This window comes from Micromonospora sp. WMMA2032 (genome assembly GCF_002688545.1).
Classification (GTDB): Bacteria; Actinomycetota; Actinomycetes; order Mycobacteriales; family Micromonosporaceae; genus Micromonospora; species Micromonospora sediminicola.
Genome location: NZ_CP024052.1, coordinates 1,388,820 through 1,400,916 on the forward strand (window position 1 = coordinate 1,388,820; position 12,097 = coordinate 1,400,916).

13 protein-coding genes are annotated in these 12,097 nt (G+C 72.6%); 4 read left to right on the top strand and 9 right to left on the bottom strand.

Features of this window, described 5'->3' with window-relative positions:
* Positions 1-15: 15 nt before the first annotated feature.
* From prcB to arc, 6 genes are all read right to left on the bottom strand, one after another.
* A complete protein-coding gene (prcB, locus tag CO540_RS05695; RefSeq protein ID WP_172967792.1) occupies positions 16-855 on the bottom strand; it encodes a proteasome subunit beta in 840 nt (279 codons plus the stop codon).
* Positions 774-1,442 carry an endonuclease VII domain-containing protein gene (locus CO540_RS05700; RefSeq protein ID WP_099164606.1) on the bottom strand — a complete coding sequence of 223 codons (669 nt, stop codon included), beginning with the start codon at positions 1,440-1,442 and terminating at the stop codon, positions 774-776. Before CO540_RS05700 ends, prcB begins: the two co-directional genes overlap by 82 nt.
* 5 nt (positions 1,443-1,447) lie before the next feature.
* Positions 1,448-1,654, bottom strand: a complete 207-nt coding sequence (locus CO540_RS05705; protein WP_073836803.1) for a ubiquitin-like protein Pup — start codon at positions 1,652-1,654, stop codon at positions 1,448-1,450.
* Between the two features lie 107 nt (positions 1,655-1,761).
* Positions 1,762-3,279: a depupylase/deamidase Dop gene (gene dop, locus CO540_RS05710; RefSeq protein WP_091575175.1), complete on the bottom strand. Its 1,518-nt coding sequence runs from the start codon at positions 3,277-3,279 to the stop codon at positions 1,762-1,764.
* A 163-nt stretch (positions 3,280-3,442) separates the two neighbouring features.
* The gene (locus CO540_RS30100) at positions 3,443-4,201 is read right to left on the bottom strand and encodes a hypothetical protein (RefSeq protein WP_157779056.1); all 759 of its coding nucleotides are present in this window, start codon (positions 4,199-4,201) and stop codon (positions 3,443-3,445) included.
* 92 nt (positions 4,202-4,293) lie between these two features.
* On the bottom strand, positions 4,294-6,075 hold the full coding sequence (arc, locus tag CO540_RS05720; protein WP_091575179.1) for a proteasome ATPase: 1,782 nt from the start codon (positions 6,073-6,075) through the stop codon (positions 4,294-4,296).
* Positions 6,076-6,252: 177 nt separating this feature from the next.
* Here arc and CO540_RS05725 point away from each other — a divergent pair, with 177 nt between their 5' ends.
* On the top strand, positions 6,253-6,546 hold the full coding sequence (locus CO540_RS05725; RefSeq protein ID WP_013286103.1) for a ferredoxin: 294 nt from the start codon (positions 6,253-6,255) through the stop codon (positions 6,544-6,546).
* Between the two features lie 54 nt (positions 6,547-6,600).
* Here the strand turns inward: CO540_RS05725 and CO540_RS05730 are convergent, their stop codons facing one another.
* From CO540_RS05730 to CO540_RS05740, 3 genes are all read right to left on the bottom strand, one after another.
* Positions 6,601-7,173, bottom strand: a complete 573-nt coding sequence (locus CO540_RS05730) for a hypothetical protein (RefSeq protein WP_091575184.1) — start codon at positions 7,171-7,173, stop codon at positions 6,601-6,603.
* 191 nt (positions 7,174-7,364) lie between these two features.
* Entirely contained in the window at positions 7,365-8,309 is a 945-nt protein-coding gene (locus CO540_RS05735) for a tRNA (adenine-N1)-methyltransferase (RefSeq protein ID WP_099161216.1), read from the bottom strand.
* Positions 8,306-9,448 carry a M50 family metallopeptidase gene (locus CO540_RS05740; RefSeq protein WP_371682273.1) on the bottom strand — a complete coding sequence of 381 codons (1,143 nt, stop codon included), beginning with the start codon at positions 9,446-9,448 and terminating at the stop codon, positions 8,306-8,308. The genes CO540_RS05735 and CO540_RS05740 overlap by 4 nt, the downstream gene beginning before the upstream one ends.
* Positions 9,449-9,529: 81 nt before the next feature.
* Here CO540_RS05740 and CO540_RS05745 point away from each other — a divergent pair, with 81 nt between their 5' ends.
* The 3 genes from CO540_RS05745 to CO540_RS05755 all read left to right on the top strand — a co-directional run bounded on the left by CO540_RS05745 (position 9,530) and on the right by CO540_RS05755 (position 12,005).
* Positions 9,530-10,447, top strand: a complete 918-nt coding sequence (locus tag CO540_RS05745) for a PD-(D/E)XK nuclease family protein (protein ID WP_099161217.1) — start codon at positions 9,530-9,532, stop codon at positions 10,445-10,447.
* A gap of 77 nt (positions 10,448-10,524) precedes the next feature.
* Positions 10,525-11,292, top strand: coding sequence for a sensor histidine kinase (locus tag CO540_RS05750; protein WP_099161218.1), 768 nt, complete (start codon positions 10,525-10,527; stop codon positions 11,290-11,292).
* A 29-nt stretch (positions 11,293-11,321) separates the two neighbouring features.
* Positions 11,322-12,005 carry a response regulator transcription factor gene (locus tag CO540_RS05755; protein WP_091575193.1) on the top strand — a complete coding sequence of 228 codons (684 nt, stop codon included), beginning with the start codon at positions 11,322-11,324 and terminating at the stop codon, positions 12,003-12,005.
* The last annotated feature ends 92 nt before the right edge of the window (positions 12,006-12,097 follow it).

The window sequence follows — 12,097 nt, forward strand, 5'->3', positions numbered from 1 at the left end:
GACGTGGGAGCGGCGTCAGCCGCCGGGGTTCTCCATCCGGCCGGACACCACGCCCTCGGCGATCGTCGCCGTCTCGGCGTCGGTGAGCCGGTGGGTGCCGTCGGCCGTCGCGGTCATCACGACCGGGTAGATCCGCCGGGTCAGGTCGGGACCGCCGGTGGCGGTGTCGTCGTCCGCCGCGTCGTAGAGCGCCTCGACGGCCAACCGGGTCGCGTCGTCGATCGACAGGCCCGCCCGGAAGCGCTTCTTCAGCGCGGACTTGGCGAACAGCGAGCCGGAGCCGATCGCGTCGTAGCCGGTCTCCTCGTAGGGGCCGCCGGTCACGTCGAAGCTGAAGATCCGGCCGGCCCGCGCCGGGTCGCTCGCGGCCAGGTCGAAGCCGGCGAAGAGCGGCACCACGGCCAGGCCCTGCATCGCCGCGCCCAGGTTGCCGCGGATCATCGAGGCCAACCGGTTGGCCTTGCCGTCGAGCGAGAGCATCGCGCCCTCGATCTTCTCGTAGTGCTCCAGCTCCACCTGGAACAGTCGCATCAGCTCGATGCCGATGCCGGCGGTGCCGGCGATGCCGACCAGCGAGTACGCGTCGGCCGGGTGCACCTTCTCGATGTCGCGCTGGGCGATCAGGTTGCCCATCGTGGCGCGCCGGTCGCCGGCCATGACCACACCACCGGCGGCCGCGATGGCCACGATGGTGGTCGCGTGCGGCGCCATGTCGGCGGCCATGCCGGGCGGCAACGGCCGACGACCGGGCAGCATCTCCGGGGCGACCTTGCTCAGGAACGTTGTGAAGGAGGACGTCCCCGCGTTGGTGAACACATCTGGAAGACGCCCGGATGGATCAAAACCCGCTGCCACGTGGTTCCTCTCAGGTATGTGATCGCCCCGGCCAGGTTGTCGAGGTCGTCCTTGAACTGGCCGAGACCGCCGTTGCAGTTGAAGCAGAGTATCCCGCGCACCCATCCGGTGCGATGATCGTGGTCCAGATGTTCCGGATCGGGGCGGCGGCAGATCGCGCACACGCCGCCCTGCTCCGCCAGGAGCTCCTGGAACTCCTTCTCCCCGACCCCGTAACGACGGCGCAGGTGGTACTCGCGGTTGCCGCCGTAGAGCCGCTGCTTGCTCTCGTTACCGCGGGCGATGTGGCACGGCTTGCAGTAGGTGTGCCGGCCGCTGGCGTTGGTCGTTCGGGGAAAATCGTCGACGGGCTTGATCTGCTCGCAGTCGGGGCACCACTTGAGGCCGTCCGCGACCGGCCCAGCCGCTTTCCGCTGCGGCGCGATCCCCCGCTTTCTTCGGCTCGCCTCAGAGCGAGCGGCGGCACACGTCTTGCAGTAGAACGCCAGCCCGTCCGGGCGCCGCCGGTTACGGTGAAACGCCGACGCCGGCAGCGAGCGGCCGCACTGGGGGCAGAGCTTGTCCGAAGCCTCGGGCAAATCGGACATAAGCCTCATTGACCCCCTTTCTGCACATATCCCCTCACGAACTCTTCTGCGTTCTCCTCCAGGACGGAGTCGATCTCGTCGAGCAGGTCGTCCACGTCCTCGGTGATCTCGGCGTGCCGCTCGGCCACCTCGGGGTTGGCCTGCGCGGTGACCTCCTCGACCTCCTCGTGGGACTTGCCGGACTGGGTCTGACCACCCTCTTGCGTCGCCATGGTGGTGCCTCCTCCACGATCGCCTGCGATCAACTTACCTCGCCCGGACGACGAAAAGCCCGTCGCGCGCCGGGATCCGGCGCACGACGGGCTTTCCGGCATCCGGGTCACCCGCCGGTGAGCATCTCCAGCAGGTCCTTGGCGCTCTCGCAGCGGTCGAAGAGCTGCCCGACGTGCGCGCGGGTGCCCCGTTCGGGCTCCATCATCGGCACCCGGACCAGCGACTCGCGGCCCACGTCGAAGATGACCGAGTCCCAGCTCGCGGCCACCACCTCGGAGGCGTACTGGGCCAGGCAGCGGCCCCGGAAGTAGGCCCGCGTGTCCTCCGGCGGCTCGGTCATCGCGGTGCGGGTCTGCTCGTCGGTCAGCAGCGTCTTCATCGAGCCGCGCTGGACCAGGCGGTGGTAGAGCCCCTTCTCCGGGCGCACGTCGGAATACTGCAGGTCGACCAGTTGCAGCTTGTGCGAGCCCCAGGCGAGCTTCTCCCGCTCCCGGTAGCCCTCCAGCACGCGCAGCTTGGCCACCCAGTCCAGCTCGTCGGCGCACTCGAACGCGTCGCGGCCGAGCCGGTCCAGCACGCTCTCCCAGCGGTCGAGCACGTCGGCCGTCTGCGCGTCGACGTCCTGGCCGTACCGGTCGTCCACGAAGGAACGGACCCGCTCCAGGTAGGCCCACTGCACGTCCAGCGCGGTGAGCCGGCGCCCGTCCCGCAGCCGCATCAGGTGCTTCAGCGACGGGTCGTGGCTGACCGCGCGCAGCTCCCCGACCGGGTCGGCGATGCCCAGGTCCGCGCCGAGCGCCTTCTCCTCGATCATGGCGAGGATCAGCGACGTGGTGCCGACCTTCAGGAACGTGGAGATCTCGGAGAGGTTGGCGTCGCCGATGATGACGTGCAGCCGGCGGTATTTGTCGGCGTCGGCGTGCGGCTCGTCGCGGGTGTTGATGATCGGCCGCTTGAGGGTGGTCTCCAGCCCGACCTCGACCTCGAAGAAGTCGGCGCGCTGGGAGATCTGGAAGCCGCTCTGGCCGCCGTCCTGGCCGATGCCGACGCGGCCCGCGCCGCAGACGATCTGCCGGGTGACGAAGAACGGCGTCAGGTACGCCACGATGTCGGCGAACGGCGTCTGCCGACGCATCAGGTAGTTCTCGTGCGCGCCGTAGCTGGCGCCCTTGTTGTCGGTGTTGTTCTTGTACAGGTGGATGGGGTGGGTGCCCGGGATGGTGGCCGCCCGGCGGGCCGCCTCGGCCATCACCCGCTCCCCCGCCTTGTCCCACCGCACCACGTCGAGGGGGGTGGTCACCTCGGGGGTGGAGTATTCCGGGTGGGCGTGGTCGACGTAGAGCCGCGCTCCGTTGGTGAGTATGACGTTGGCCAGTCCGAGGTCCTCGTCGGCGAGCGCCTCGGCCGGGTCGTAGGCCGCCCCGGAGTAGGTGAAGCCGCGGGCGTCGCGCAGCGGCGACTCCTCCTCGTAGTCCCAGCGGGCCCGCCCGCCCCGGTTGAGTTCCGGTCGGGCCCCGTACGCGTTGACCACCTGCGAGGAGGTGACCATCGGGTTGGCTCCGGCCTGGCCGGGCACGGAGATGCCGTACTCGACCTCGGTGCCCATGATCCGTCTGACGCTCATCGACCTGCCCGCTCCGCTCGCCGTCCCGGTCCCCGTCACGTCGAGCGTAGTCGGCACTTCGACGGTAGGTGGCGCGCCGGGCCCCGGCGGGCGCCGTTCGCCGTCCTCGGCGGCGGCCGGAGCGGTGCGGTCCGTCCGGCCGTCGCCGTGCTGAACTCGACGGTCAGAAGAAGCGGTACGCCTCCGCGGCGGCGGCCTCGGTCTGTGCCGCGGGCGGCGCGGTGATGCTGAGCGGCTCGCCGAAGCTGTGCATCTTCATCTCGTTGTCGATGTTCCCGGCCGCGGTGTCGAACGTGTAGGTGAGCAGGGTGAGTCGACCCTCGGCGTCCAGGGTGGCCTCGAACGGCACCGTCTTCGTCTTGAGCACCTTGAACGCGTTGCGCAGGGTGGCCTTCTCGGCGTCGCTGGAGGCCGCCGCGATGGCCTTCTCCGGGTCGGCGACGCCGGTGTAGCGGCCGTCGCCGGCCGGTTCGGCGGAGACGACTCCGCCGAGGATGCCGGCCTGTGCCCGGACGTCGAGGCCCTGCGCCAGCTGCCCGTCGGGGCGCAGCCGGCTGCGGTCGAGCTTCATCCAGGGCTTGCCGTCGGACGCGTCCTGCTTGACGTAGACGGCGTCGGTGGTGACGACCATGCTGACCGGCTCGGGCGTGCGCATGTCGAGCGTCATCGCGCCCGTGGCGGGTTCGACGGCCGACCGCATGGTGACGGTCTGGTTGCCCGCCTTGATGGTGACGTCCATCTTGAGGGTCTTCTCCAGGCTCCGCTGGAAGCCCTGGCGGATCGCGGCGGGCGCGTCGGCGGTGGTGGGCGCGGAGGCGGACGCCGAGGTGGTCGGCGCGGAGGCGGTGTCGGTGGTGGTGCCGCAGGCGGTGAGCAGGGCGGTCAGGCAGCCGAGCAGGGCCGGGGCGAGTGATCTACGCACGGGCAGACCCTAGCGGGCGCGGCCCGGTTTCGTGGCCCCGCCGAGGACCGACCGGGGCGGCGCCGGCGCGGCGCCGCCCCGGTGGGCGATTCTCAGAGGTATTGACCGGTGTTGCTGGCCGTTTCGATGGACCGGCCGGCCTCGGCGCCCTTGCCGCCGGAGACGAGCGTGCGGATGTAGACGATCCGCTCGCCCTTCTTGCCGGAGATGCGCGCCCAGTCGTCCGGGTTGGTCGTGTTGGGCAGGTCCTCGTTCTCCCGGAACTCGTCGACGCACGCGTCGAGCAGGTGCTGCAACCGCAGCCCCTTGCGCCCGGAGGTGAGGAACTCCTTGATGGCCATCTTCTTGCCCCGGTCGACGATGTTCTGGATCATCGCGCCGGAGTTGAAGTCCTTGAAGTAGAGGACTTCCTTGTCGCCGTTGGCGTAGGTGACCTCGAGGAAGCGGTTCTCCTCGGTCTCGGAGTACATCCGCAGGACCACCGCGTCGATCATGGCAGCCACCGTGGCCTGCGGGTCGCTGCCGTGTTCGGCCAGGTCGTCGGCGTGCAGCGGCAGGCCGGCGAGGATGTACTTGGAGAAGATGTCCTTGGCCGCCTCGGCGTCCGGACGCTCGATCTTGATCTTCACGTCGAGTCGGCCGGGGCGCAGGATCGCCGGGTCGATCATGTCTTCCCGGTTGGAGGCGCCGATGACGATGACGTTCTCCAGGCCCTCCACGCCGTCGATCTCGCTGAGCAGCTGCGGGACGATGGTGTTCTCGACGTCGGAGGAGACGCCGGAACCGCGGGTGCGGAAGACGGAGTCCATCTCGTCGAAGAACACGATCACCGGCGTGCCCTCGCCGGCCTTCTCCCGTGCCCGCTGGAAGATCAGCCGGATGTGCCGCTCGGTCTCGCCGACGTACTTGTTGAGCAGCTCGGGACCCTTGATGTTGAGGAAGAAGCTGGTGTGCCGCTCCTTGCCCTCCCGCTCGGCGATCTTCTTGGCCAGCGAGTTGGCCACCGCCTTGGCGATCAGCGTCTTGCCGCAGCCGGGCGGGCCGTAGAGCAGGATGCCCTTCGGCGGCCGGAGCTGGTGCTCGCGGAACAGGTCGGCGTGCAGGAAGGGCAGCTCCACCGCGTCGCGGATCTGCTCGATCTGCGCCTGGAGGCCACCGATGTCCTCGTAGTTGACGTCGGGCACCTCCTCCAGGACCAGTTCCTCGACCTCGCTCTTGGGAATCCGCTCGTACGCGTACGCCGAGCGGGGTTCGATCATGAGCGAGTCGCCGGCCCGGATCGCGCTGCCGATCAGGGTCTCGGCGAGGTGGACGATGCGCTCCTCGTCCGAGTGGGAGACCACCAGCGCCCGGTCACCCGGCGCGCCGTCGGGACCCGCCAGGATCTCCTTGAGCATCACCACCTCGCCGACCCGCTCGTAGCCGAACGCGTCGACGATGTTGAGAGCGTCGTTGAGCAGGACCTCCTGGCCCCGGCGCAGCTCGTCGACCTCCAGCGAGGGCGAGACGGCCACCCGGAGCTTGCGCCCGCCGGTGAACACGTCCACCGTGCCGTCGTCGTGCCTGGCCAGGAAGACGCCGTAGCCACTGGGCGGCTGGGCGAGCCGGTCGATCTCCTCCTTGAGCGTCACGATCTGCGCGCGGGCCTCCTTGAGGGTGCCCACGAGCCGTTCGTTGTTCTCGGTCAGCCGCGCCAACTGCGCCTGGGTGGCCGCCAGCCGCTCTTCGAGCTGCCGGACGTGTCGGGGGCTTTCGGTCAACTTGCGCCGCACCAGAGCGAGTTCCTCTTGCAGGAACGCGACCTGCGTGGAGAGATCGTGGGCTTCCTTTTCCCACCGTGCGGCGCGCGAGTCCGCGTCGTCGCTGCGTGCCACGTCCCACCTCCCCGGGGGGCTTGAACGTTCTGACCTAACACTAGCCGCTATGAGCCCGATTCGGTCCTCCGCAACGCGCTCGTCACCGAAGCTTGATCGCCAAGGGCTGGTCGCGGGGCGGGTACGGGCGTTCGGGTACCGTCGGAGTGTGGGACGGGAGAACATGGGGGGTGCTTCGTGACCGACGTCGCGACCGACCAGTTGCAGGTCTGGGTGGATCAGGACCTCTGCACCGGCGACGGGCTCTGCGTGCAGTACGCGCCGGAGGTCTTCGAGTTCGACGTCGACGGCCTGGCGTACGTCAAGGGCCCGGACGGCGAGCTGCGGCAGGCCCCCGGCGCCCGGGTGGACGTGCCGGAGCACCTGCGCCTCGAGGTGATCGACTCGGCGAAGGAGTGCCCGGGCGAGTGCATCCACGTGGTGCGGGGCAGCGACGGCGTCGAGGTGGCCGGCCCGGAGGCCGAGGACTGAGCAGTGACGGACACGACGGGCCGGGGACGACGTCCCCGGCCCGTCGTGCGTCCGTCAGAGCAGGGGCCGGCCGACCACCGAGGCGACCAGCCGGGCGAACTCCTCCAGCCGGGCGATCTGCCCGGCGCCGCCGTCGTCGAGGGTCTTGCCGAAGCGCAGCGCGTCGTGCCGGGGCGTGCCCGCCACCTCGTCGCTGGGCGGCGCCTCGTCCAGCGAGCTGAGCAGCAGGTAGACGTCGATGCTGTCGATCCGGACGGTGCCGTCGTCGGTCCGGGTGAGCCGACGCCGGCAGCCGACCTCGGTGACGGTGGAGACCGGCACCACGCGCAGCGAGGAGGTCATCGCGCCGGGTGGCCCCTCCCCCGGCGGGACGTCCTCGCCGTGCCAGAGCACCAGCCGGCTGCCGTCGCAGACGACGACCTCCTGCCACACCCCGTTCACCTCGTTGACGAAGCGTTCCAGGGTGAAGCCGAGGACGGAGGCGCCGCGCAGCACCCCGCCGAGCGCCTCCAGGGCGATGTCGGGGTCCCGCAGGTAGGCGCGGGCCGCCGACTCCAGGTCGGTGTAGGGCGACCAGTCGGGGAAGACGGCGGGCAGGTCACCGTTGCCGTAGCCGGGGTTGCTCACGCCACCTCCCGTCGGCCCGAACCGCCGTCACCGCCCGTGCGCCGCCGTCGGCTCCGGTGACCGGGACGGGCGCGCCGCCCGCCGCGCGCTCCGATCCGCTCGCTCATGCCCACCGTCTCCACCCACCTCGGTGTCGTCGTCCCCACGGGCACACATGATCCGCCCGCCCGCCGCCGTGCGCGCGGCGGGGGTCAGGACTGCTCCGGTTCCTCCGCCGCGCGGGCCGCCGCCGCCGCGCGCAGGGCGTCCCGGCGCTGCGCGTACGCCTCGGCGCCCTTGCTGGGCTTGCGCCGGCGCGGCGGCGCGGTCACCCCGGGGGCGAGCTTGCGCGCGGACACCAGGAACGCGGTGTGCGCGATCATCCGGTGGTCCGGTCGCACGGCAAGACCCTCGGCGTGCCAGTCGCGCACCAGCGACTCCCAGGCCCGCGGCTCGGTCCAGCCGCCGCGCTCGCGCAGCGCCTCGACCAGCTCCGACAGCTGCGGGGTGGTGGCCACGTAGCCGATCAGCACGCCGCCGGGGACCAGCGACCGCTCGACCATGTCGAGCATCTCCCACGGGGTGAGCATGTCGAGGATGATCCGGTCGAACCCGGTCTCGGTGCTGTCGGCGACGTCGCCCACGTGCAGCCGCCAGGCCGGGTGCGGACCGTTGAAGAACGCCTCGACGTTGCGCCGGGCGATCTGGGCGAAGTCGTCGCGCACCTCGAACGAGTGCAGCTCGCCCTCGGTGCCGACGGCCCGCAGCAGCGAGCAGGACAGCGCGCCCGAGCCGGCGCCGGCCTCCAGCACCTTGGCGCCGGGGAAGATGTCGCCCATCGCGACGATCTGCGCCGAGTCCTTCGGGTAGATCACCTGGGCGCCGCGCGGCATGGAGAGCACGTAGTCCGACAGCAGGGGCCGCAGCGCGAGGAAGGCGGTCCCGCCGCCGGCGGTGGTGACCACGCTGCCGTCGGGCAGGCCGATCAGGGTGTCGTGCTTGAGGATCCCCCGGTGGGTGTGAAACTCCTTGCCGGGCTCCAGCGTCACGGTGTGCATCCGGCCCTTGGGGTCGGTCAGCTGCACCCGGTCGCCGGGCCGGAACGGCCCCCGGTGGACGGGCGGCAGGGCCGGGACGGTGGAGGTCTCTGCGGTCACGTGTTCGTCTTCCGTTTGGGTTCGAGGAGCTGGGCGAGGTCCGCGATGTGCAGCACGCCGACCACATCTTCGCCTGCCGTCACGAGGTACTGCGCGCCCGGGTGGGTGCGGACGGTCTCCAGCACCCGCTCGCCGTCCGCGTCGACCGGGAGGGTGGGCAGGGCGGTCAGGGCGCGGGCCACCTCGTCCACCGCGAGCCACGGCCGCCGTTCCGGGGGTACGGCGGCGACGCGGGCCGGGTCGACCAGTGACACGGTACGGCCGGCGGAGTCGACCACGCTGAGCGCCGCGTCCGGTGTGCCCGCCTCGTCGCGGCGGCGTTGCGCCTCGGCCAGCGGGGTGCCGGTGGGCACCGGCAGCAGTGGCCGGGCCAGCCGGGCCAGGTCGACCAGGTGCAGCCGGCGGCCGATGCGGGCCAGCCGGATGGACTGCCCGGCGCCCCGCCACAGCGTCACCGCGACCAGCAGCAGCAGCGGCAGGGCCAGCGGGGCGAGCGCCCGGCGCAGGGTGAGCAGCACCACCAGGGCGAGCGTGGCCACCGCCACGGCCCGGCCGACCCAGCCGGCCACCTCGGTGCCGCGGTGCCGGTCCCGGGTGAGCGCCCAGACCGCGGCGCGCAGCGCCCGTCCGCCGTCCAGCGGCAGCCCGGGCAGGCTGTTGAAGATCGCCACCACGACGTTGCTGACCGCGAGCTGGAACGCGAGCTGGTGGCCGAGGGTGCCGGCGGGCAGCGCCAGGGTGGCGGCGACCGCCCCGGCGCCGAGCACGGCCGAGACGGCCGGCCCGGCCAGCGAGATGAGCAGCTCCACCCGAGGGCTGGGGGCGTCCCGGTCCATCTCGGTGTAGCCGCCGAGCAGTTCGAGGGTGATCCCGCGCACACCGATGCCGTGGCGGCGGGCGGTCAGCGCGTGGCCCAGCTCGTGCAGCAGCACCGAGCCGAGCAGCGAGACGACGAACCCGAGGCCGACCAGGTAGCCGGCGAGGTGACCGAGGTCGAGCTGGCGCCGGGCCAGCGCCGCGTAGAGCACCGTGACCACCACGGTGAGCAGCAGCATCGAGGCGTCGACGCGCAGCGGCACCCCGAGGACCCGGCCGAGGCTCAGCCCGGGCCGGCGCGGTCGTCGGGTGCGCTGCTCCACCCCGGCGATGCTACGCGGCGCCGATCATGGCCCGGTGCGGCGACGACCGACCTGTCACACGGGTGGCCTAACCTTCCGGGCATGACGGCGGAACCGGTGATCGACGCGCAGGGCGACCAGACGGCGGCACGGGTGCCGGTCACGGTGCGGGCGTCGCTGTCGCCGTCGCGGGCGGCCGACTTCAAGACCTGCCCGCTGCTCTACCGGTTCCGCAGCATCGACCGGCTGCCCGAGCGGCCGACGGTCGAGCAGGCCCGGGGCACGCTGGTGCACGCCGTGCTGGAGCGGCTGTTCGACCTGCCGGCCCCGGCGCGCACCCCGGAGTCGGCGGGCGACCTGGTCGCCCCGCAGTGGGACCGCCTGGTCACCGAGGAGCCGGAGCTGGCGACGTTGTTCGCCGACGGCGACGCGGCGGCCGCGCAGGAGTTCCTGCGTTCGGCGGCGGCGCTGCTGGAGGGCTACTTCGCGGTGGAGGACCCGCAGCGGCTGGAGCCCGCCGAGCGGGAGGCGCTGATCTCCGCCGTGGTCGACGACGAGCTGCTGATCCGGGGCTATCTCGACCGGCTCGACGTGGCCCCGGACGGCGCGCTGCGGGTGGTCGACTACAAGACCGGCGGCGCGCCGCGCGAGGCGTTCGAGGCGCGGGCGCTGTTCCAGCTGAAGTTCTACGCCCTGGTGCTGTGGCGCACCCGGGGCGTGGTGCCGCGGGTGCTGCGCCTGCTCTACCTCAAGGACGCCGAGGTGTGCGACTACGCCCCCGACGCCGAGGAGCTGGTGCGCTTCGAGCGCACCGTGGTGGCGTTGTGGCGGGCGATCGAGCAGGCCACCGCGCGGCAGGACTTCCGGCCCCGGCCGAGCCGGCTCTGCGACTGGTGCAGCCACCAGGCGCTCTGCCCGAGCTTCGGCGGCACGCCGCCGCCGTTCCCGGTGGCCGGTGCCGCGCCCGACCCGCTCGTGGACGCCCGTTCCCGCCCGGTCACCCCGGGGGCCGACGAGTGATCCTCCTCCTCGGGGAGGAGACCGGGTTCGGCGCCGGCGACGACGAGACGCGCCCCGTGCCGGCCTAACGTTCGGGCATGACCGACCGGCTGCCGGCCCGACGGGTGCGCGCCACGCTGCTCACCGCCGCCGTGGCGTACGCGCTGGGCCGACTCACCCGGCGGCGCCCCGCCGGGGAGGCCCGCCGGGACCCGGGCGCGACGGTGGTCACCGACGAGCGCCGGCGGATCGCCCGCGAGCTGCACGACCTGGTGGCCCACCGGGTCGCCGCGATGGGTGTGCTGGCCACCGGGGCGCGCCGGGTGCTCGGCCGGGATCCCGGCGCGGCGGACGGTGCGCTGGCCGCGGTCGAGGAGACCGGCCGGGAGACGCTGCGTGAGCTGCACCGGCTGCTGCGGGTGCTGGACGCCGACGCCGACGCCGGCGTGGCGCGGCTGGCGCCGCAACCCGGCCTGGCCGGCGTTCCCGCGCTCGTCGAGCGGGCCCGCCGGGCCGGGCTGCCGGTCACGCTGCGGATGGAGGGCACGTCCACCGCGGTGGCGGAGGGGGTGGCGCTCACCGCCCACCGCATCGTCGCCGAGGCGCTGCGCAACGTCCTCGCCCACGCCGGGCCGGCCACCGCGCTGGTCCGGATCACCGTCGGCGGCGGCGTGCTGACCGTCGAGGTGGTCGACACCGGGCGCGGGCCGGGACGCCCACCCGACCGGATCGGGCACGGACTGGTCGGCATGCGGGAGCGGGTGGCCCTCTACGGTGGGATCCTGCGGACCGGACCGGCGCCGGGCGGCGGCTTCCGGGTGTACGCGCGGATCCCGCTGGACCCGGCCGGTGCGGTCCCCGCCTGACCGCCGCCGGGCACGACGAGGGGGATCTGATGACAGACGGCGCCGCGCCCCGACCGGTCCGGGTCCTGCTCGCCGACGACCAGCCGTTGCTGCGCACCGGGTTCCGGATGGTGCTGGGCGTCGAGGACGACCTGGACATCGTGGGTGAGGCCGGCGACGGCGTGGAGGCGGTGGAGCTGGCCCGGCGGCTGCTGCCCGACGTGGTGCTGATGGACATCCGGATGCCGCGGATGGACGGGGTCGCCGCCACCCGGGCGATCGTGGACGCCCGGCTGCCGGTGCGGGTGCTCGTCCTCACCACGTTCGAGTTGGACGAGTACGTGGTCGGGGCGCTGCGCGCCGGGGCGAGCGGCTTCCTGGCCAAGGACGTGCCGGCCGAGGACCTGGTGACCGCGATCCGCACGGTGGCGGCCGGGGAGGCGGTGGTGGCGCCGCGGATCCTGCGCCGGCTGCTGGACCGCTTCGCCGACGTCCTGCCGGACCCGGTGACCGCCCCGCCGCGGGTGCTGGACCCGCTGACCGAGCGGGAACGGGAGGTGCTGACCCAGGTGGCGCGCGGGCTGTCGAACGCCGAGATCGCCCGGGAGCTGTCGGTCAGCGAGACCACGGTGAAGACGCACGTCGGGCACGTGCTGACCAAGCTGCGGCTGCGGGACCGGGTGCAGGCGGTGGTGCTGGCCTACGAGACGGGGCTGGTACGGCCGGGGAAATAGGTGGCGGCCCTCACGTACCGTGACCAACGGCGGCGACGCGGGGTTGACCATGACGCGACGTGAGGTCCTACCGTCGGCGCCGCCGGCCGGTC